Annotated in this window: 18 protein-coding genes and 1 pseudogene; 7 read left to right on the plus strand and 12 right to left on the minus strand. The window is 53.9% G+C overall.

Going from position 1 to position 20,279, the window contains the following annotated elements; genetic code table 11:
• Positions 1-59: 59 nt before the first annotated feature.
• Together HF685_RS05325 and HF685_RS05330 are read left to right on the plus strand one after the other, a co-directional pair.
• A complete protein-coding gene (locus HF685_RS05325) occupies positions 60-836 on the plus strand; it encodes an SDR family NAD(P)-dependent oxidoreductase (protein WP_246218765.1) in 777 nt (258 codons plus the stop codon).
• Between the two features lie 78 nt (positions 837-914).
• Positions 915-1,582, plus strand: a pseudogene (locus HF685_RS05330) (SDR family oxidoreductase); the annotation flags it as partial.
• Positions 1,583-1,693: 111 nt separating this feature from the next.
• Here HF685_RS05330 and HF685_RS05340 read toward each other — a convergent pair.
• From HF685_RS05340 to HF685_RS05385, 10 genes are all read right to left on the minus strand, one after another.
• Positions 1,694-2,773 (minus strand): aromatic ring-hydroxylating dioxygenase subunit alpha, encoded by a 1,080-nt coding sequence (locus tag HF685_RS05340; protein ID WP_168818615.1) that lies wholly within the window; start codon positions 2,771-2,773, stop codon positions 1,694-1,696.
• A 151-nt stretch (positions 2,774-2,924) separates the two neighbouring features.
• Positions 2,925-3,413 (minus strand): Lrp/AsnC family transcriptional regulator, encoded by a 489-nt coding sequence (locus HF685_RS05345; RefSeq protein ID WP_168818616.1) that lies wholly within the window; start codon positions 3,411-3,413, stop codon positions 2,925-2,927.
• On the minus strand, positions 3,410-3,889 hold the full coding sequence (locus HF685_RS05350) for an Lrp/AsnC family transcriptional regulator (protein ID WP_168818617.1): 480 nt from the start codon (positions 3,887-3,889) through the stop codon (positions 3,410-3,412). Before HF685_RS05350 ends, HF685_RS05345 begins: the two co-directional genes overlap by 4 nt.
• 164 nt (positions 3,890-4,053) lie before the next feature.
• On the minus strand, positions 4,054-5,355 hold the full coding sequence (locus HF685_RS05355; RefSeq protein WP_168818618.1) for a spinster family MFS transporter: 1,302 nt from the start codon (positions 5,353-5,355) through the stop codon (positions 4,054-4,056).
• A complete protein-coding gene (locus tag HF685_RS05360; RefSeq protein WP_168818619.1) occupies positions 5,355-6,113 on the minus strand; it encodes an SDR family NAD(P)-dependent oxidoreductase in 759 nt (252 codons plus the stop codon). The genes HF685_RS05355 and HF685_RS05360 overlap by 1 nt, the downstream gene beginning before the upstream one ends.
• Positions 6,110-7,798: an amidohydrolase gene (locus tag HF685_RS05365; protein ID WP_168818620.1), complete on the minus strand. Its 1,689-nt coding sequence runs from the start codon at positions 7,796-7,798 to the stop codon at positions 6,110-6,112. The genes HF685_RS05360 and HF685_RS05365 overlap by 4 nt, the downstream gene beginning before the upstream one ends.
• Complete coding sequence (locus HF685_RS05370; protein ID WP_246218766.1) at positions 7,795-8,883, minus strand: Rieske 2Fe-2S domain-containing protein; 1,089 nt, start codon at positions 8,881-8,883, stop codon at positions 7,795-7,797. Before HF685_RS05370 ends, HF685_RS05365 begins: the two co-directional genes overlap by 4 nt.
• A gap of 93 nt (positions 8,884-8,976) precedes the next feature.
• Entirely contained in the window at positions 8,977-9,843 is an 867-nt protein-coding gene (locus tag HF685_RS05375) for an amidohydrolase family protein (RefSeq protein ID WP_168818621.1), read from the minus strand.
• A complete protein-coding gene (locus tag HF685_RS05380) occupies positions 9,843-11,477 on the minus strand; it encodes a class I adenylate-forming enzyme family protein (RefSeq protein WP_168818622.1) in 1,635 nt (544 codons plus the stop codon). The genes HF685_RS05375 and HF685_RS05380 overlap by 1 nt, the downstream gene beginning before the upstream one ends.
• 9 nt (positions 11,478-11,486) lie before the next feature.
• Positions 11,487-12,359 (minus strand): SDR family NAD(P)-dependent oxidoreductase, encoded by an 873-nt coding sequence (locus HF685_RS05385; protein WP_168818623.1) that lies wholly within the window; start codon positions 12,357-12,359, stop codon positions 11,487-11,489.
• A gap of 106 nt (positions 12,360-12,465) precedes the next feature.
• On the opposite strand from HF685_RS05385, the gene HF685_RS05390 reads away from it, so the two are divergent.
• Positions 12,466-14,178 carry an N-acyl-D-amino-acid deacylase family protein gene (locus HF685_RS05390; protein ID WP_168818624.1) on the plus strand — a complete coding sequence of 571 codons (1,713 nt, stop codon included), beginning with the start codon at positions 12,466-12,468 and terminating at the stop codon, positions 14,176-14,178.
• Positions 14,179-14,181: 3 nt separating this feature from the next.
• Here HF685_RS05390 and HF685_RS05395 read toward each other — a convergent pair whose 3' ends face one another.
• On the minus strand, positions 14,182-14,862 hold the full coding sequence (locus HF685_RS05395; RefSeq protein ID WP_168818625.1) for an EthD domain-containing protein: 681 nt from the start codon (positions 14,860-14,862) through the stop codon (positions 14,182-14,184).
• Between the two features lie 9 nt (positions 14,863-14,871).
• On the minus strand, positions 14,872-15,633 hold the full coding sequence (locus HF685_RS05400) for an SDR family NAD(P)-dependent oxidoreductase (RefSeq protein ID WP_168818626.1): 762 nt from the start codon (positions 15,631-15,633) through the stop codon (positions 14,872-14,874).
• A 96-nt stretch (positions 15,634-15,729) separates the two neighbouring features.
• On the opposite strand from HF685_RS05400, the gene HF685_RS05405 reads away from it, so the two are divergent.
• Genes HF685_RS05405 through HF685_RS05420 form a run of 4 tightly spaced genes read left to right on the plus strand, consistent with a single transcriptional unit; the run spans position 15,730 to position 20,250 of the window.
• Positions 15,730-16,971 (plus strand): NADH:flavin oxidoreductase, encoded by a 1,242-nt coding sequence (locus HF685_RS05405; RefSeq protein WP_168818627.1) that lies wholly within the window; start codon positions 15,730-15,732, stop codon positions 16,969-16,971.
• On the plus strand, positions 16,968-17,741 hold the full coding sequence (locus HF685_RS05410) for an SDR family NAD(P)-dependent oxidoreductase (protein ID WP_168818628.1): 774 nt from the start codon (positions 16,968-16,970) through the stop codon (positions 17,739-17,741). The genes HF685_RS05405 and HF685_RS05410 overlap by 4 nt, the downstream gene beginning before the upstream one ends.
• Positions 17,738-18,565, plus strand: coding sequence for an SDR family NAD(P)-dependent oxidoreductase (locus HF685_RS05415; protein WP_168818629.1), 828 nt, complete (start codon positions 17,738-17,740; stop codon positions 18,563-18,565). The genes HF685_RS05410 and HF685_RS05415 overlap by 4 nt, the downstream gene beginning before the upstream one ends.
• The gene (locus tag HF685_RS05420; protein WP_168818630.1) at positions 18,562-20,250 is read left to right on the plus strand and encodes an FAD-binding protein; all 1,689 of its coding nucleotides are present in this window, start codon (positions 18,562-18,564) and stop codon (positions 20,248-20,250) included. The genes HF685_RS05415 and HF685_RS05420 overlap by 4 nt, the downstream gene beginning before the upstream one ends.
• Positions 20,251-20,279: the final 29 nt, after the last annotated feature.

A 20,279-nucleotide genomic window follows, 5' to 3' on the forward strand; every position in this document is an offset into this window, starting at 1 on the left:
CGAAAACTGTTATCGTAACGCCGACACCCCCTCAATGCAGCTAGTCAGGATTCGCGAAAATGACTGAAACCGATGATTTTCCAAAAGGCGCAGTAATGGTGTTTGGTGCGACAGGCGGCATTGGTAAAGTCGTGGCGCATGAATTCGCAAAGGCAGGGACATCGGTAGCAATTATGTGGCGTTCCAAAAAGGACGATGCGGAAGCGCTTGCTCGCGATATCGAAGCGACTGGTCAAAGGGGCAGCACTCATCGATGTGATGTCACAGACCCAGTAGCGCTGAAATCGGCAATCAGCGACGCAATCGCGGAACATGGCCGCGTCCACACGATGGTCTGGGCCGCCGGACCGCTGGTAGAACAGGTGCTGATTTCCGAAACAACACGTGAGCAATGGTACAATGCCATAAACACCGAAGTGCATGGGTTTTTTGAAGCCTCGACGGGCCTCATATCTCACATGAAAGAAATGGGCGGTGGCTCCTTCGTTCATCTGGGTTCGGCTGGTGAACTGCGTTATCCGGAACGGGATATGCTATCGGTCACGCCCAAGGCTGCGAATGAAAGTTTGATCCGCGGCATCGCCCGTGAAGAAGGTCGGCACAATATCCGTGCCAATTCCGTGCTGGTCGGCGTGATCGAGGCGGGCATGTTCCTTGAACTCACCAAGCAGGGCGTATTTGGCGAACATTGGGTCGAAGAAGTGCAAAAGGGACTGGCTCTCAAACGCTGGGGGCAGCCGGAAGAAATTGCCAATGCCGCGATTTTTCTGGCATCAAACAAAGCATCTTATATCACTGGCCAGCAAATCTCTGTTGCCGGGGGTTATGGAATTTAGCGGTGTGTGATCGACCATTTTAACGTCACAACTTATCAGGTTCCAATGCAATATTCCAACAACAGACAGGTAAACATTATGAAGGCAGTAGTTTCAGGATCAGCTTCAGGGATCGGCGGATGCGTGAAGGCGCGGCTTGAAAAAGATGGCTATGAAGTTATCGGTATCGATCTGAAAAGCGCCGAGATAGAGGCTGACCTTTCGACTGCTGAGGGCCGAAAAGCAGCGATTGATGGCGCGCTGGAAAAGTCCGGCGGTCAGATTGACGTCCTGGTGCTTGCCGCTGGTCTCGGCGGCCATCTTGATGACGGGCAATTGGTCGCCAGGGTCAATTATTACGGCGCGGTCGAATTGCTCGATGGGTTCAAGGATGCCCTCGCGAGATCAAAAGCCCGGGTTGTGGTGATCTCGTCCAACTCGGCGCAAATGGGCATGGACCCCAATAATGATCTAGCAAAAGCGTTGCTCGATGGAACAGAAGACGAGGCGATGGCAGTTGTTGGCAGTAACCATGCGGCAATGACTTATGGTATTTCCAAACATGCCGTTGCCCGCGCGATCCGTCGGCGCGCAGCCGAATATGGTCAGGCCGGTATTCGTTTGAACGCCATCGCGCCAGGAATGACCGAAACCCCAATGTTCAGGGGGCAGCAGACCATCCGGAAATCGGCAAAAGCGTTGACGCTATTCCAATTCCACAAGGCAGGGTTGCAACACCCGATGAAATAGCTGGCGTGATAGAGTTCATGCTGAGCGATACAGCCGCTTATATGCAGGGCAGCATAATTTATGTCGATGGTGGCACCGACGCGCAACTGCGGCCCGATGCCTTTTAAATATCTCTATGCACAAAGTCTTCAGGCAACCTGATCCCATGGGTCGTTGATTGTGCCGCGCGATACATATTTGCCATTGGCTCGCTTCTGGAATTCGCCTGCTCTTGCGCGTGGATTGAAGAATTGACGATACCAGATGCGTAGCTTGTCAAACGGCCCATCACCCTTGACCATCATCGGATTCAGACATGGGCGCTTGTTAGCCCATATCTCGAAATCCTGCGAAAACGCCGCAAGGCTGGCCTGCTGGTAACCGCGTGCCATCGCGACATCTTCCTCGGTCGGGGTTTGATTGGCCACCTTCACCATCAGCGCGTGCCAGACGGTTATTCGGCCATCGTCAACCGGCGTGTGCGCGATCAGCATATGGGAAGGGAACTCTCCAATCATCACAGATTGCAAAATACCGGGACCGGTGTACCAGGTATCATTGGTCATAGGTTCGCCCCCGGACCCCGCCAACGTCTTGTGACCCGCCGTCAAAATCTGGCGGATGCAATGATCATCAAAAACATTTTCGAACAACACCATATCCATCGAACCGTGCACCGGTCCCAAATGTCCCTTGTCCACCATATTATCGACCACTTCCTGCGGATGGCAGTCGAGCTCACCAAGAACATCTATTTCCCAGTTCACCCAATGCGGCTGATCATACATTTCAAAATTGGGAAGATCATACTCGGGCTCTCCGCCCTCCTCATCATGCCACATCCAGATGCAGCCTGCTTTTTCCTCGACCTGCCAGTTTTTCAAACAAGCCTTTTTGGGCGGAGGCGCGGGTGAATAGGGAATGTCGTTGCACTGGCCATCGGGGCCAAATCGCCAGCCATGATAAGGGCAACGGATATTGTCACCCTCAACATGCTCCTTGTCCGTAATGACATAGGAGGTCGAATTATTCGCTAGGTGCGTTCCCATATGCGGGCAATAGGCTTCGACCAGAAACACGCGGCCCGATTCGCCACGATAGAGTACCATGTCCTCGCCAAAGAAGCGCACCGCTTTTGGCACCGTTGTCGCATCTTCGGACGTACCGACCATGAACCAGCCACGCGGGAACATGTGTTCGCCCAATCCATATTCTGCCGTTGTTGCCATCGCCAAACCCTCTATCCGATTTTCGAATTGGGCCCAATATACAGAGAGATTACAGGATTTGGCAATGCAAAATATTGCATAAACCAATTTTCATTGGCTTAACGCGTAATTATTATCACTCATGATTACGCATTTATCGATCTGAAGATGCTCAGCCGCCGTCCCGGGTGCGATCCGCTCCGGTAATTTTCACCGTCCGCGCATTATATTTTACAGTTTTCACGGCAATCGACGACTCCACATGATGAACGCCGGGCAAAGCCAAAATCTTCTCGGAAGAAATTTCGTGGAGCAGATCCAACTCGTTAAACAGACAAAAGGCCATAATGTTGAACCTGCCCATGGTCACCATTACTGCTTGCACAGACTGTAGCTCTGCTATTTTATCGGCGATCTCCCGCACCTTATCAATATCGGTCTGTACACCGATGAATGCCATTTTAGCGCTGTTGGCCAGACCAAAGCTAGTGATTGCGGTGAAAGCAATCATCCCGTCTTGCTGGAGCCGTTTGATCCGGCCGCGTACGGTGCCTTCTGTCACGCCAAGATCGGCTGCAATCTTGCGGTTGGATATCCGGGCGTCTTTTGACAGCACGTCAATGAGTTTGCGATCAAGATCATCAAGAACGGGAATAGTCATACCCCTTCCCTCGCCTCAATCGGGGCAACATCAAATTTATATTTGACCACATCGACGGCAATAGCGGGCATCATCGAACGGATGCCTTTCACGCGCGAGAATTTGTTGAGCAACAGATCGGCAAGATCATCAAAATCATGGAGAGCGACAAGCATATCGATATCATAACGTCCGGTCACCAGATGGGCAGCAAAAACTTCCGGAAATTCCGCCAGTTCCTCAGCAACCTCGGAGGAAGGCCGTCCGTCAACCTCGATCGCGACTTCCATCAACACATTATAACCATGCGCTGCAAAATCAGAGACAGCAACAACGCGCAGCTTGTTGGCATCCTCCATCCGGCGGATACGCGCTGAAACGGTAGCGGCGGTCAGATTGAGCTTATCGGCGATCTGCTGGTTAGTCGCCCGCCCGTTTTCGCGAAGCCGTTCAACAATCGCCATGTCGATATCATCAACGGCAAATTCTTCACTCATTCAAAACCCCTGTAAGAGTGCCGCCTACGAAACCTTTGCGACAATATGCGTCTTTAACTATGCGATAATTTCTGCATATTGTCACTTTTTATAACCGCTATCCGCCACACGCATATTTGTTCCAAAACCCTGGACATTTCTATCTGGCCGTTCTCGATCTGGCATCAGTCCTCACCCGCCAGCAGTTTCTGATCTTGCTCAAGGCTTTTCGCACCCAGCCAGATGAGCAGGGCACCAATTAAGCCAACCGGAACAACAATGGTCAATGACTGACGCAAGGCGGAACCGTCGATTGCTAGCAAATCACTAAACGCGCCCACCGCCCAAGGCCCGATAACAAAACCAAGCATATTGACCACCAGCATCGCCAGAGCCGTGCCCGTCGCCCGCATCCGGTCGGGCAGGATATATTGCAGCCCTGCATAGATACCGACCGACCAGCCACCGCCAAGCAGGCCAGCCGGTATCGCCCATATCAATGCATTTTCGATATTCGCGGCCCAGATCGCTCCGAGTACCGCCAGCGTGGCAAAGGCCAATGCGAAAGAAGACAGCATAAGGGAGCGTCCATAGCCTTTTTTGGATAACAAATCAGCCAGCACGCCGAAACCCAATGCACCGACCATGCCTGGGATTGTAAATGCGGCGCCAAATGCACTGCCGGCATCAATCAAAGTCATTTCATAGACCCGGGAAAAAAGCGTTGGTCCCCAGAACCCGAACGCGACACCCGACATCACGCCCAGTCCCATACCAACCATCATGAAAGAATAGCTGCGGGCGCCGACCAGTTTCTTAAAAGTCTGCCAAAGATCGACGCAAAACTGCCCCGCTTTCTGCATCCTCGTGAATGTCGAGTTGGCGGCTTTCAATGGAGCTTCGCGCTGTGGTTCCTTGATAACCAGCCACGCCAGTGCGACGACAGCAAATCCGCTTGCACCCATGACTTTAAATGCCAGTCTCCAGTCGTCATAGGAAGCAATTTTTGGTCCCGCTGTATAACCCAATATTTGCCCCAGATAGACCGATAGCGCCATGATGGCGAAGGCCTTACCCCTTTGTTGCGGCAGAAAATAAGCGGCGATAAGAGAAAAAGCGGGCGCTTGAAATGCAGCTTCTCCAATCCCGACTCCCACCCGGGCAGCGGCAAGCATAGCAGCGCTGTCGGCAAAGCCGGAAAGCACGGTAAAAATACTCCAGATGACACATCCCGCGCAAATGATGTTAATCCGTGAAAACCGGTCCGCGAAAATTGCGATGGGTACCGCGAGGATCGAATAGAAAACCGCAAAGGCCGGCCCCAGCAGCAATCCCATAAAGCCATCTGAAACATTGAATTCCGCTTTGATCGGATCGACCAGTCCGGACAGCAAATAGCGATCCCCATAGTTGAAAATCGAAATACCCAGCAGCAGCGCCAGCGCCACCCATCTGTTAGTCAACTTTGGCGGAGCCGCGCTATCCATCAATCGCGGAACTGCATGCCGCCGTTAACGTGCCAGACTTGCCCATTGACCCACTCGCCATCTTTTGACGCGAGGAACGCTACCGCCGCCGCAATATCATCGGGTTCACCAAGTCTGGTGTGCGGGACAAACTTGAGAGATTTCTCAACTTGCTCGTCAGTCATATGAATTTTGACCGCTTCAGTAAGCACAACGCCGGGACAAATCACATTCGCTCTTATACCCTTTTTGCCCCATTTGCTCGCGACGTGACGAGCCAGCGCATGGATTGCGTTCTTAGTCATAGGATAGGCCACTTGCCAGGGGCTTCCGCCAGATGCCGCACCTGATGACGTGTAAATCATAGCGCCAGAACCGCGTTGCAACATGACCGGCAGCGCCGCCTGTGTGGCTATAAAGTGGCTCTTGGCATTGATCGCAAAGCTTTTATCGAGCGTTTCCAGCGAACAATTGAGCGCATCAATATCGCCTTCAGTGCCGCCTGCCAGGTTGCTGTGATAGAAATCCAGCCCCCCAAATTCGGACACCGCAGCCTCGACAATCGCTTTCTGGGAGTCTTCGGAAGTACCGTCAAGATCAACGCCAATAGCTTTCCCACCATCTGCTTTGATCGCATCGGCAACTTCACGTGCCCAATCGCCCATGATGTCACCAATCACTACAGATGCGCCCTCACTCGCCAGCCGCTTCGCCGTTGCCGCGCCAATCCCGCGACCGCCGCCTGCCACTATGCCAATTTTTTCTGATAAACCCCTCATTCGGCCAGTTCCTTCTTCAAACCTGAAGGATCACCGTGAATAGCTACTCCATCCTTGATCGTCGCCACCACTTTGATCTTGTCGATTTCCGCCGGATCAACGGTAAGCGGATTGCTGTCGAGGATCACCAGGTCCGCGCGTTTGCCGATTGCAATGCTGCCTTTGCTCTCATCTTCATGGATTTGCCATGCCGCGTTGATCGTCACCTGCTGCAAAGCGCGATAGGGTGTGATCCGTTCCAGCGGTCCCAATATATCACCTGAGCGCGTACGCCGGTTCACCGAAGACCAGACCAGCCGCATCATATCCGTTGGAACCACCGGCGAGTCATTATGCGCAGTCGGGCGAAGCCCGATCGCCCATGCGCTCGCTTGCGGTGAAATAAAATCAGCACGCTTCTGGCCGATTGAAACTTCGCGGTGCCAGTCGCCCCAGAAGAATGTGTGGTTAGCAAAAAAGCTTGGATGAATATCCAGTTTTTTCATTTCCGGAAGCTGGTCTGCACCGACCACTTGATTGTGGATCGCAATTGTTCGTTTGCCGGAAAGCCCATTGGCACGCACCCCGTCGATCAACGCCTGAGCCGCTGCATCGCCATTGACATGGGCGAATAATTGCCAGTCATTATCAGCCACCCATTTCAGTTTGGCAGTCAGGGTTTCAGGACTCATTAGCCCATATCCGTGATAGTCCGCGCCCTGCCCTTCCGGCGGCACGGGTACTGGTTCCCGCAGCCAAGCGGTGCGTCCTTGCGGACTGCCATCAAGAACCAGCTTGATGCCCCCGATGCGAATCCGGCCTTTTGAGGGCTTGCCGACCTTTGCCAACACTTCTGCTGGCCACTCCGTTTCACCCGCAATCAGCGCGACAATGTCGATGGGTAGCTTATTCTGTTCATTGGCAATTGCCAGCGTCGCCCAACCCTCTGGCATCACGCGACCATCCTGCGCGGTGGTAATTCCACTCGCAGCATAAATCTTCGCGCCCGCCATCAAACCGGGCAAGCTCGCCTCCGGGGATTTTGGGGCTAGCATTGCAAGATTGCTGAACCATGCGGTTTCCTCGAGAATACCGTTGGGCGTCTTGCCGTCTTCCTCGCGCCGGATCACGCCGCCCACCGGATTTGGCGTATCGGCTGTTATCCCGACCATCTTGAGCATCGCGCTGTTCATCACGCCCAGATGCCCGCTCGCATGGGAGATCATGATAGGCATGGTCGTAGATACCGCATCAAGTTCTTGGCGGGTCGGATGCCTGCGCTCCGCCATCAGCGAGTCATCATATCCCCAACCAATGATGATCGGAATAGCTTCCGGACGCTGGTAGTTTTTTAGCGTTTCCTGAAGCTCGGCGATGCTGCTCACGCCACCGACTGGTGGGGGTGATAAATTGGCAAGGCCTGCCGTCGATCCAACGGCGGAAATATGACCATGCGCATCGATAAAGCCGGGCAGCATAGTCCGCCCGCCCAGATCAAATTGTCTCGCCTTCTTGCCTGCTCTTTTGTTTACCACCGCCTCGGTGCCGACAGCGATAATTTTACCATCATCGACAGCAATCGCTTCAACCGTCTCCGCTTCATCGCCTGCCATTGTGACGATCGGACCGCCTTTGTAGACTGTGACCTCAGCGGAAACGGCTGTGGCAAACAAAGTTACTGCGGCTAGAAAAGCGAAAGACTTCATGCGTCAGACTCCACATAAAATTGCGCATAGTGCTTGCGGAATTTCGCAATCGGTCCATCGCCGGCGCAGACCAAAGCGTCGGGCAGATATTTCTGCCGATCCCAAACCACTTTATCCTGATCAAACTGTTTGCAGATATCCTTGATAATCGCCTTGGAGATGCCAGCCATCGGGCCCTCTGCCTGTTTCTTGGGTTGCGCGAAACAGAAACGCGCATGGACATGATCTTTCTCGATCGGAGTGATACAGGCGATCAACAGCGTTTCTGAAATACCGGTGAAGCGTGTCCAGCTTTGGCCGGGGCCGATATTTTTGAAAGCAATCCCGCCGTCCACTTCCCCCCGTGGTGTGCCCATTTTCATCTTAAGACTAGCCGACCGCCAAATATCGCCCCATTCAAACTCATAATCGGGCATCGTAGCAGCACCGTGAATATATTTGAAATGCGCCGCATCGACCCCATTTTCGGCCATATTCTGTAGACTGCCAAAGACATTCCATTCATAAATATCAAAGTCTGTCCATTCGGGGTCGGTGGTTTCGGGAACCACCTCCACTTCCCATTCGGGCGGCGTGCCAGCCGGATGATACCAGAACCATATCCAGCGATTGGCTTCCGAAGTTGGCCATTGTATTTCGCAAGGTCGTTTGACCTGTGGCGGGATAGATTTGGAATAGGGAATGCTCTCAACAACACCTTCGCCATTATAGCTCCATGCGTGAAACGGACACTCGAGATTATTGCCCTCAACGCGGCCACCATAACCCATATGCGCACCAAGGTGACGGCAATAGGCATCGAGCATGCGCACCTCACCATCTTCCCCGCGCCAGATGACCAGGTCGGTTGAAAAATAGCGTAGCGGCTTGACTTCACCCACCGCAAGATCGGCGGAAAGCATCGCGGGATACCAGCCGTAAGCAAAAGGCATATCCAGATTGCGGTCGGCCACCGGAGCACGACCCTTCACATCCGCCTTGCGCCACTCGAGCAACTCTTCCTTGCCCATTTTTTCCAGCACCTGCCAGACCGCTACTGGCGGAGTGCGCGCATCGCCTGCAGGTTTGTGATTAGCATCAGCCATTGATACTTCTCCTTAATCTCTTGCCGCTTGCCGGGGTTGTCTCAGCGAGCGGACTGTTTTTGGGAGGAGCAGACTTCCCGGCTCCCGTAAATCTCACAATCCAAAGACTTTAATCGCATTTTCGCGCAGGAATTTGGGCCAGACCTCTTCCTTGAACGGCACATTCGGCATATCACCAAAAATCCGGTCGAGGCTCAACCCCATCGGGAAATATCCCGCGTAAATAATCTTGTCGCTTCCCCGTGTGTTGGCATAATCAATAATCGCTTTGGGATAATGCTTCGGTGCAAAAGCGCTGGTCGAGTAATAGAGATTAGGCCATTTGAGCATCAGCTTGACCGCGAGCGCTTCCCAAGGTTCCGCTCCATGCCGCATAACGATTTTTAGATCGGGGAAGAACCAGCAGACCTCATCCAGATGCTCTACCTTCTGGGTTTCCATTGGAATGCGTGGTCCCGGAATACCAACATTCAGACAAATCGGAATATCCAGTTCCGCCGCCGCCGTGTACAGCGGGAACATATATTTGTGATTGATCGCCACCTGCGGATTGGTGCCTGCGGGAAAGACGCTGATCGACGCCAGACCGACTTCTTCATGGATGCGCTTGATCCGCTTGACCTCATCAACACCCTTGTTCGGATCGCACGGCAGATCGAAAAAGAAACGCTCGGGATATTTCTCTTTCGCGCGGTGCGAAGTCTCATTTTCATTCCAGCCAATCATCGCACGTTCAATGTTGAATTTGTCCATCTGGTCAACGGTCCAGCTGACATAATCATCGGCTTTGCCGGTCTGCGGAACATCCTTGAACATATATTGCGCCGGCATGGAGAACAACTTCCGGCTCTCTTCATCCTTCAGGAGCGGCTTGAAACTCTCAAACCATTCGGAACGATCCTCCGCCTCCGGAATACCCAGCATACAATCAATCACACCAATATCTGTGGGCATAACCATCAGGCTTTTTCTCCTGCCATTTCGGGCCACATCGCCCGCAGTTTTACTTTGTCGACCTTGCCAACCACATTGCGTGGCAGCGGTTCATTTAAAAACAGCACCCTACCCGGTGCCTTATATTTAGCCAATTTTTCTCCGACGATGTCGATGATCTTCTGCTCACTCACCTCATTCGCCACAGCAACCGAAACCAGTAGCTCACCGAGCCGTTCATCGGCTATTCCAAAAGCTGCACATTCAGTGACTTCGGGTATTTCGTTCATCACACGCTCGACTTCGGCGCAGTAGATATTTTCACCGCCGGAAATAACCATGTCCTTCTTGCGATCGACGATGAAGACATAGCCTTCGTCATCAACATAGCCAACGTCGCCGGTATTGAGCCAGCCGTCTTCGCTTAAGACCTCGCTGGTCGCTGCAGAGTTATTCCAATAGCCCTTCATAACCATCGCGCCGCGGACGACAATTTCGCCGGCTTCACCTTGTGGCAACTCCTCACCATCGGGACCAACAATTTTCATATCAACCAGATTAAGCACCCGCCCCGCCGACGAGCGATTGCGAACAAAATCCTCTCCCACCGCCATCGCAACACTGCCCGAACATTCGGTCATGCCATAGCCGGTGCCCATCACCGCCTGCGGGCAAATTTCGCGCACCGCGTCGAGCAGATTAACCGGCAGTGCCTGGCCACCTGTCCCGATATTGCGCAGCGATGATAAGTCGGCTCCCTCATCCCTGGCTGCACTCACCATATCCCAAAGCATTGTAGGAACGGCGGTAAATTGTGTGATATCTTCTTCCTGAATGACCTTCATTGCGTCCGCAGCATCCCAACGGCGCAGGATCACAACCTTGGTACCAGCAAAAAGCGGTGACAGGAAAGCAGCGCCCAAACCGGATATATGAAAAAGCGGGTAGACCTGCAGCACTGCCTGCTGCGGCATATTAGCAAGAATATTTTCGACCGGAATGCCCATCTGATTCGCCATATTGTGCAGCACCATCAATCCTGACATCTGCATAGACAATATCCCGGTGATCAGGTTTTTATGACTCAGCACCGCGCCCTTGACCCTGCCGGTCGTGCCGGAGGTGAACAAGATCGCGCAGGGATCTTCGGGTGACGCAATGGGCTGTTCACTTAAAGCGGCGCCTTCGGTTGGAAAACCATCTGCCTCAATAATCCGACCAACATAACCGCCATCGCGCAACAAAGCCGCGCGCTCGGCATCCGCCAGCACCAGCTTCGCGCTAACTCCATTGACCGACGCCGCCAGTTCTTCAGGCGAGCCGCGACTATTTACTAATGCCGCCACGCCCCCTGTCCGCTGTACTGCCAGAAAAGCGACCATCCACTCCGCCCGATTGCGCATGCAGATCGCAACATGTTCGCCGCGCTTGATCTGCAATTCCGGTACCAACGCATCGCGAAGCAAGAAAACATCTTCAAACGACAACCGCCGATCCCCCTCGACAATAAAGGTCTTGTCGCCATGATCGCGCGCGGCTTCGATCAGCATATTGAGGTCAGGAGGCGCGTTGACAAATTGCCGTAAGCCATCACGCTCGCCAATTTCAAAAGGCGAGCCTGACGCTGATACAGCAGCAAAAATAGGATCAATATCGCTCAATTCAGGATCCTAATAAACCGCAGCCGGGTTCTTGTCGTTCGGACTTCCCAGCATATCGCGATAGCTCGGTTTTTCTTTTCCGCGATCAGTCACGCCCAGTTCCTTGGCAATCTCAGCGCCAATCAAGGTCCGCCCCGACAGCTCATCACGATTTCCGGCTTTGTCAATGGCCTCAATGATATGCGCAGTAAATTCTGGGTTTTCCGCAGTTTCGATAAAGCCTTCATATTGCTCGGGATTGGTTTTCTGCGCGATCAACGAGCGCTCGGTCACCAGCGGCCCCATCCAGATCGACACCGCAATCACGCCAGTGTCGCGCAAATCATGCTCCATATCATGCGCGAATTTATCCAGACCTGCCTTTTGCGCGCCATAAGCCGGGCCATGCATATAACAGCTGGCCCCAAAAGAGGAGCCAAATGCGATCACCCCACTACCCTGCTTCACCATCATCTTCGCCGCATGCCAGCTTGCAATATAGGCGGAGCGTAACCCCACATCGAGGATGTTAACCGCTTCGGGCTCTTTCTCCCAAAACGGTTTTTTCTCGATCAACTGATGATGGATATAGGCAGCGTTATTGACCAGAACATCCAGCCGTCCCTGCTCTTTCTCGATTTGCGCAAACAAAGCCGCGACTTGCTCGTCATCCGCATGGTCGCACATCACGGGGATGCCTTTTCCGCCTAATTCCGTGATTTTGGCAGCAGTTTCTGCGACGGTACCGGGCAGAACCGTGCCATCCCAGCCCTTGGCATCACCCGGCGTCACGGTGCGTCCTGTAACATAGACGGTGTACCCCAGCTCGCCAAAACCACGTGCTATTCCCGCGCCTGCGCCCCGACTTGCTCCTGTTACCAGTGCCACTTTGGCCTCAGTCATGCTATGATCCCTCCGATTCGACGCAAATTGAATATACTATCTATAATTAGCGTAGATTTGCGAAAAGAAAAGCCTAGAATTTTACGCAAATGGAGAGTGAAGGCATATGAGCGACTATGATCTGGTAATTCGTGGCGGAACGATTGTCGATGGAACCGGCGGTTCCGAACGGGAAGGCGATCTGGCTATCGGGAATGGAAAAATCGCTGCCATTGGTGATGTCGGCGGAAATGGCGCGGAAGAAATCGACGCATCGTGCTGCATCGTGACACCCGGTTTTGTCGATATTCACACCCACTATGATGGCCAGTGTATCTGGTCGGAAGAACTCAGCCCATCATCCTCTCACGGCGTTACAACGGTGGCAATGGGCAATTGCGGTGTCGGATTCGCGCCGTGCCGAAAGGAAGACCAGGCTCTGCTGATCAACGTCATGGAAGGTGTGGAAGACATCCCCGGAGTGGTTATGACCGAAGGCCTCCCCTGGGACTGGGAGAGTTTTCCAGAATATCTCGATCGTGTTGATGCTGGTAAGCGCGACATCGATGTTGCCGCCTACCTGCCTCATTCGCCGCTGCGCGTTTTCGTCATGGGCGAACGCGGCGCGGCGCAGGAACCGGCCACCGACAATGATCTCGCAAAAATGCGCGCATTGGCGAAAGAAGCAATTGAAGCCGGTGCACTTGGCTTTGCAACATCGCGGCTATCCATCCATAAAACCGCAGATGGCGGCAGCATCCCGACCTTCGATGCCGATGTGAAAGAACTATCCGAAATATGTTCGGGCATGAGCGATGCGGGATCAGGTACCTTTCAGATCGTACTCGATGCATTTAGCGGCTGGGACAAGGAATATCCTGTGATCGAAAAAGTCATGGCGGCCAGCGGACGGCCAGCGACCTTCACCTTGGCAAGCGGCAATGACGGCCCGCCACGTTGGCGCAAGGTTCTGGATATGATTGAGCAATCGCGCAGCGAAGGTCATCAGGTGACAGCACAGGTTTTACCCAGACCGATAGGATTGATCGCGGGCCTTGAACTCACCGTCCACCCCTTCGTGCTTTGCCCAAGTTGGCAGAAGATTGCTGGCCTGCCAATTACCGAACAGGTGAAGGCGATGCGCGATCCCGATCTCCGCAAGGCGCTTTTGAGCGAGGACTTTGCCCAAGGCCATCCGTTTAACGAACTGGCCCGCAATTGGGACTGGATGTTCCCGCTTGATGATCCGCCAAACTACGCGCCACCCAAGGAAACAAGTATGGCAGGACAGGCAGCAGCACGCGGATGTACGCCGCAGGAGGTGGCCTATGACAGGATATTGGAAACCGATGGAAACGGGCTCTTTTTGGCTGCGCTAGGGAATTATGAAAATGCCAGTCTGGAAAGCGCACATGAAATGCTCAGCCATCCGCAATGCGTGCCCGCGCTGGGCGATGGCGGTGCGCATTATGGGGCAATTTGCGATGCCAGTTACTCGACCTATCTGCTCACCCAATATGTCCGAGATGGAAATGGCCTGAGTTTTTCGCTGCCGGAAGCCGTGCATATGCTCTCGGCAAAAACCGCACAGGCCGCAGGATTCCATGATCGCGGCGTCCTGAAAGTCGGCGCAAAAGCCGATATAAATGTCATCAACCTTGACAAGCTCAAGCTCCATCTGCCGGAAATCGTCCGTGATTTACCCGCCGGTGGTCGACGCCTTCATCAGCAGGCCACGGGCTATGATGCAACCATTGTCTCGGGAGAAATTATCCGGCGGTTTGATCAATCGACCGGCGCACGACCCGGCAAGCTCGTGCGCGGTGCTCAGGCGGGTTAAATTCTAGCTGAGGTCGTATTGGCTGGACGGAAAGACATCAATGGTGCCGGGATCGATAAACCTTCCGACGCTATCCATCATTGTCGCCAGGTTCTTCTCGAATTTTTCCTGATCGGCGACGGCATCGAAAAAGACCAGCGGATTGGTCAGCGCCTCTACTGGAAAACATTCCTCGACAATCGCGATATAAGGGGGTGCGTCTTCGGTCAGTGGCTCGACAACTAGGTTTTGAATATATTCAAAATTGGACTGCGTATCGATGGCGATGCGCGTATGATAGTCACGCCAGATCGCGCGCCATTGCTGCCAGTCCAGTTTTTCCGGCAATGTCAGGAACGCCATTTGGGAAAATCCCTCCGTTCGTTTGCCCAATCGAGGCGGATGTTTTTCGTTGGGAATAATCGCCGACTCCGCGATCAGCCAAGCGTGAAAGGATGCACAATATTCGGCAATCACATTGTCCGTTTCACTGCGAAAAATCGGATTGGCTGACGGCAACCAGAGCTGAACCAACGCATTTGGCAGAGCATCCCCTCGGGACTGGATTAGCCCCTTGCCAGCCGCCACATCCTCATCTTGCAGGTTGACCCGCAGATTGCTGGTTTCATCTGGCAATCGCTCAGCCAAACCAGCCAATAGCTGGTCAGCATCCGCATCCCAGAGCGCGTAGATTATTTTCTCCATATTCCGCTCCTAGTCAAAATTGGCCTGACCGCCATCCAAGGGAATAGTCGCACCGGTCAGATAACCCATCTCCGGCGCACAGAGCGAAACAACTGCCTGTCCGATATCACCTTCGCATTCTCCAACCCGGCCAAGCGGTATCGTCCGGAAGAAAGCCTCCGCCTCTTCAGGATTATTTTCAATCCAGTAATTGAGGCTCGGCGATTTGGCATGCGGTGCAATGGACAACACTCTTATGCCCTCCCCGCCCCATTCCGAAGCAGCAGCGCGGGTCAGCGGACGGATTGCCTGTTTCACCGATCCATAGGCGCCATAATTGGCCATGTCCCAGCGGATACCGGCCGAGGAAATCAAATTGAAAATTACCCCTCCGCCACGCTCTTTCATGATCGGATGCACCAGTTTCATCAACCGCAAAGTCGCGAGCGGACCCGATTCAAACCCTGCAAGATAGGCTTCATCCGAAATCTTGTCGAGCGGCCCCAGTGGAACTTCCTGCGCGTTGTTGACCAGCACATCAATCCCGCCAAATTTTTCCACTGTCCTGTCCACCGCCGCTTTCAGATCATCGCCGAACTTCACGTTGGCAGACAGACAAATGGCCTCTCCTCCCAAGTCTTCAATCAATTTACGGCTGTCTTCCAGTTTGCTTGCCGTCCGGCCAACCAGCGCAATCTTTGCTCCTGCCTTTGCTGCTGCCAAGGCAATCCCCTGACCCACGCCTTGCCCGCTGCCGGTTATCAGCGCGACTTTATCATTCAGATGGTCCAAACTCTCTCTCCATTGCCAATATTCGTAATTTATTTGCTATTTTTCTACGCATTCAGTTGACAATTTGCCACCAAAAGCTGCAAATGCGTGGAGATTATGGAGGAAAAATTGAAATCGCAAGCTGTATCTCCGTTTAGTGAGACAAAAATCGGCCCGCTGACGCTGCGCAACCGCTTTGTCAAAGCCGCCACCAATGAAGGCATGGCCAAGGGCGGGATTGTAACCAAGGGGCTGGCGCGGTTCCATGAGCGCATTGCCGAGGGCGGTGCGGCGATGTCCACGGTTGCCTATTGCGCGACCTCACCGGATGGGCGAACATTTGTTGATCAGGCCGTTTTGGACGATGCGTCACTCAAAGATTTTCGTTCGCTCACCGACGCTGTCCATAAACATGGCGCAGCGGCCAGCGCACAGATCACCCATGCGGGCAGCTTTACTTTTCTCGACAAGGACTCGCTGAAGACCAACAAACCGCTTTCATCGAGCGGTGGGTTCAACAAGGTAGGCGTGATGTCGGGGCGGTATTTCAAGAAGAAGATGAACCGTGAAGAGCTTAGTGCAATGGCGGGAGAGTTTGTTGCTGCAGCTATCCGCGCGAAGGAAGCCGGTTTTGATGCGGTCGAGCTGCATATGGGTCACGGTTATTTACTCAGCCAATTTGTTTCCCCAATCTATAACAAACGCCACGATAACTATGGTGGCTCCATAGAGAGGCGTATGAATTTTCCGTCCGAAGTGCTCAAAAAAGTGCTTGATGCGGTGGGCAAGGATCTCGCGGTGGTGGTCAAATATTCGATGACCGATGGTCCCAAGGGCAATGATATTTCGGATGGGATTGCGGTTGCAAAGCGGCTGGAGGCGGACGGTGCGCATATGGCGGTGCTTTCCAATGGCCTGAATGTGGAATCGATCACCGCGATGTTCGGCTCGCCCCTTCCGCAGGCCAGCGGCGGCGGCAATGCGATTGTCAAAATTGGCAGCTGGATTCAGTCGCTAACCGAACCCAAGGATGTTGTGTTTCGAGAGAGCTATTTGCGGGAATTGGCGCAGCAGGTTCGCGCTAATGTGGATATGCCGCTTGCATATCTCGGCGGTGTGCAGTCGCTCGATGGCGTCCAAAATGCCATGGCGGACGGTTTTGATACCATCGCGTTAGGCCGCGCGCTGGTGTTTGATCCCAATTTTGTTAATGATCTGCAATCGGGTGCAATCACACAATCGGGCTGTACGGCTTGTAACCGCTGCGTCACGATGATGTACACGCCGGGCGGGACAAGTTGTATTGAAACGCCTTATAAGCCCGATCCGAAACTGAACCAAGTGGGAGCTGCATCATGAGCCAGGATTTCTCCGACCATGTTGCTTTCATCACCGGCGGTAGCGACGGCATCGGCCGCGCAACGGCGGAACTATTGGCAGAACGGGGAGCTACGGTGATTGTCTGCGCGCGCGGCGAAGAGAAGCTGGAAGCGACACGCAAAGCAATCGAAGATGCTGGGGGCAAAGTGGAAGCACACCAACTTGACGTGACCGACAGCGATGCCTTTACCGCGTTGATTGAAGATGTGGCGGAGCGCCACGGTCGCCTCGACATGATGGTCAACAATGCGATGGCGGTGCATTATGCGCCGATCGCCAAACTCAAACTCGAACATTGGCGCAAAGATTTTGCGGTCAATGCCGACGCGGTCTTTGTGGGCACTAAGACGGCGATGAAAATCATGACAGCTGCGAGAAAAGGATCGATTGTGAACATCTCTTCGACAACCGCGATCCGCGCTGCGGCCAATATGTCGAGCTATTCGGCGTCCAAGGCAGCGCTGATCCAGTTTACCGCCGTCGCCGCGATGGAAGCCGCGCGGTCCGGCGTCCGGATTAATGCTATTGTTCCGGGACAGGTGCAGACCGCCGGCAATGAGGATTTCGCCGCCAAAGCGCCCGATATTGCGGCAAAGACCTCCGAAGCCATCCCGATGGGGCGTGGCGGGGAACCGAAAGAACTGGCTGAAACCATCCTCTTCATGCTGTCCGACGCGGCGAGCTATATCACCGGCGTGGCGCTGCCCGTCGATGGCGGTAAATCGGCGCAACTCTATCTGCCTTCATGAATGACACGGTTCGCATCAACGGCGGTGTCGCAGTTATAACCGGAGCCGCTAGCGGCATTGGGGCCGGGTTGGCGCGTCATGCGTCTTTGCTCGGCATAAAACTTGTTTTGGCGGATCAGAGTGCTGATGCGCTTAACAAAGTTGCGTCAGAAATTTCTACTGATGTGATCGCCGTCCCAACCGACGTGAGCGATGACGAAGCTGTTGACGCCCTTGCCGTCACCGCTTTTTCAGAATTTGGTTCTGTCGACCTGTTGTTCAACAACGCAGGCATTCTAACGAGCGGACTGAGTTGGGACATTGAAAAGGCAATTTGGCAACGCGCAATGGATGTCAATATTGGCGGGGTCGTCAACGCAATCCGTTCTTTTGTGCCGCGCATGATTGCGGCGGATCGACCAGCCAGGATTATCAATACGGCATCAGTTGGTGGTTTTTACCCTTCACCATTGATGGCGCCCTATTCTGCGACGAAATTTGCGGTGGTCGCCATCACCGAAGCATTAGCAGGCGAATTGGCGCAATTCGGGAGCAAAGTGTCTGTATCACTGCTCGCTCCTGGTCCGGTCAAAACAGATTTGATGAGAGACGAGGCTCCGGCGCAGTCCTCCAAATTCATGCAATCGCTGCGGGCGATGGCGGACCGGAAGGGGCTTACCCCGGACCAATTTGCGCCGCTCGTCTTTGCTGGCATAGAGCGTGGCGATTACTGGATCATTCCACAACCCGAGTCGCTAGATGATCGATTGCGCCAAAGAACCGAAATGATTTTGAACAGAGAAAATCCATTTGCCCCGGATTTGCACAAGGGAAAAACGACATGAGTACATGGGACAAGGAAGTCGACATATTGGTTGTGGGATCCGGCGCAGGTGGACTTCTCTCCGCTCTGGTAGCAGCCGATAATCATGCCGACGTCCTGATCATCGAAAAGGAAAAACTTTGGGGTGGCACGTCCGCCACGTCTGGCGCGGGCATCTGGATACCAGATAGCGATAACGCCAAGGCGGAGGGTTTTGAGGACGATACCGAAGATGCATTTAAATATGTGCGGGCTCTATCTGCGGACAATGTGCCCGACGAAAATATCCGTGCCTATGTAGAGAAAGCTTCGGACATGCTCCGCTGGATGCAAGCCAATGCGCCGGTCAGTTATATCTCCTACCCTTACCCGGATTATCACGCTGAGAATCCCGGCGGCAGCCCGACCGGCTATCGCACCCATTTGCCGCTGCCGATGAAAGGCAAATATACTGACCCGTCGATCCGGACTTTGCGTCACCCTTCGCCCGCCGCCAGCCTGTTCGGTTATATTAACTGGGACATAGGCGAGGCCTATACCTTCCTGTATCGGCCCAAAGGCTGGTGGATGACACTGGTTAAAATGCTTTCCAAATACTGGCTCGACCTGCCGTTTCGCTTTACCTCGGACAAGGATCGCCGCCTGACACAGGGCAACGCTCTGGTCGGGGGGTTGCGTTTGGCGCTCAACGAAAAAAATGTTCCGCTCTGGCTACAAAGCCCGATGCAAGAGCTGATCAAAACCGAGGGCAAGGTCACAGGCGCTGTGATCCGTCATAGCGGTCGCGACATGCGGATCAAAGCGCGCAAAGGCGTGATCCTCGCCGCTGGTGGTTTCGACAAGAACCAGCAGATGCGCGAAGAACACGCACCACTCTACCAAAATGCAATCTATTCGGGTGGGACATCGGGCAACACCGGCGACAGCATCGTCGCGGGACAGGCAATCGGTGCCGGGACCATGAACATGCAGAGCAGCTGGGCCGCGCCGGTCTGGTACGTGCCGGGTGAACCGGGGGGACGATTGTGCACGATGGAACGCGCTCTGCCCGGCGGCATCATGGTCAACCAGAAAGGCGAGCGCTATCTCAACGAGGCCGCGTCTTATCACGTCACTGGCCAGCAAATGGCGCGGCGCGAGGCCGAGCATGGCGACGCCAGCCCGACCTGGTTTGTGTTCGATACTGATTATCGCCGCAAATATCCCGCCGGTCCGCTGCTGCCTGTAATCCCGGACTGGTTTCAAGATGGTCAGGTCAAGACCATCATGAAAAAGGCCGACAGCATCAGCGAACTGGCGGAACAGATTGGTGTCGATACGGCAACGCTTGAGGCCACCGTCTCGCGCTTTAACACCCATGCCGCCAAGGGCGAGGATCCCGATTATCATCGTGGCCAAGCAGCCTATGATAAAATGTACGGCGACCCCAGTGTAACGCCCAATCCCTGTCTCGCCCCGATTGACAAGGGGCCGTTTTATGCGATGCCACTCTATCCGGGCGATATTGGAACCAATGGAGGCTTGACGACAGATGCCAAGGCGCGGGTTTTGGATGATAAAGGCAAACCCATTGTCGGGCTTTATGCTGTCGGCAACAACGCCGCCTCCGCGATGGGTGAAAGCTATCCTGGAGCAGGTGTTACTATCGGCCCAGCGTTGACATTTGGTTATATTGCGGCGCGGGATGCGCTGGGCGTCAATGACTAAGCTTTCTCTCTGACAGGAATGTTTTATTG

This window comes from Parasphingorhabdus halotolerans (genome assembly GCF_012516475.1).
Taxonomy (GTDB): domain Bacteria; phylum Pseudomonadota; class Alphaproteobacteria; order Sphingomonadales; family Sphingomonadaceae; genus Parasphingorhabdus; species Parasphingorhabdus halotolerans.

What these genes read in the sequence shown, in the direction of transcription:
- HF685_RS05325 (WP_246218765.1), top strand. Translation starts at nt 60, where the DNA reads ATGACTGAAACCGATGATTTTCCAAAAGGCGCAGTAATGGTGTTTGGT.
- HF685_RS05340 (WP_168818615.1), bottom strand. Translation starts at nt 2,773, where the DNA reads ATGGCAACAACGGCAGAATATGGATTGGGCGAACACATGTTCCCGCGT.
- HF685_RS05345 (WP_168818616.1), bottom strand. Translation starts at nt 3,413, where the DNA reads ATGACTATTCCCGTTCTTGATGATCTTGATCGCAAACTCATTGACGTG.
- HF685_RS05350 (WP_168818617.1), bottom strand. Translation starts at nt 3,889, where the DNA reads ATGAGTGAAGAATTTGCCGTTGATGATATCGACATGGCGATTGTTGAA.
- HF685_RS05355 (WP_168818618.1), bottom strand. Translation starts at nt 5,355, where the DNA reads ATGGATAGCGCGGCTCCGCCAAAGTTGACTAACAGATGGGTGGCGCTG.
- HF685_RS05360 (WP_168818619.1), bottom strand. Translation starts at nt 6,113, where the DNA reads ATGAGGGGTTTATCAGAAAAAATTGGCATAGTGGCAGGCGGCGGTCGC.
- HF685_RS05365 (WP_168818620.1), bottom strand. Translation starts at nt 7,798, where the DNA reads ATGAAGTCTTTCGCTTTTCTAGCCGCAGTAACTTTGTTTGCCACAGCC.
- HF685_RS05370 (WP_246218766.1), bottom strand. Translation starts at nt 8,883, where the DNA reads ATGGCTGATGCTAATCACAAACCTGCAGGCGATGCGCGCACTCCGCCA.
- HF685_RS05375 (WP_168818621.1), bottom strand. Translation starts at nt 9,843, where the DNA reads ATGGTTATGCCCACAGATATTGGTGTGATTGATTGTATGCTGGGTATT.
- HF685_RS05385 (WP_168818623.1), bottom strand. Translation starts at nt 12,359, where the DNA reads ATGACTGAGGCCAAAGTGGCACTGGTAACAGGAGCAAGTCGGGGCGCA.
- HF685_RS05390 (WP_168818624.1), top strand. Translation starts at nt 12,466, where the DNA reads ATGAGCGACTATGATCTGGTAATTCGTGGCGGAACGATTGTCGATGGA.
- HF685_RS05395 (WP_168818625.1), bottom strand. Translation starts at nt 14,862, where the DNA reads ATGGAGAAAATAATCTACGCGCTCTGGGATGCGGATGCTGACCAGCTA.
- HF685_RS05405 (WP_168818627.1), top strand. Translation starts at nt 15,730, where the DNA reads ATGGAGGAAAAATTGAAATCGCAAGCTGTATCTCCGTTTAGTGAGACA.
- HF685_RS05410 (WP_168818628.1), top strand. Translation starts at nt 16,968, where the DNA reads ATGAGCCAGGATTTCTCCGACCATGTTGCTTTCATCACCGGCGGTAGC.
- HF685_RS05415 (WP_168818629.1), top strand. Translation starts at nt 17,738, where the DNA reads ATGAATGACACGGTTCGCATCAACGGCGGTGTCGCAGTTATAACCGGA.
- HF685_RS05420 (WP_168818630.1), top strand. Translation starts at nt 18,562, where the DNA reads ATGAGTACATGGGACAAGGAAGTCGACATATTGGTTGTGGGATCCGGC.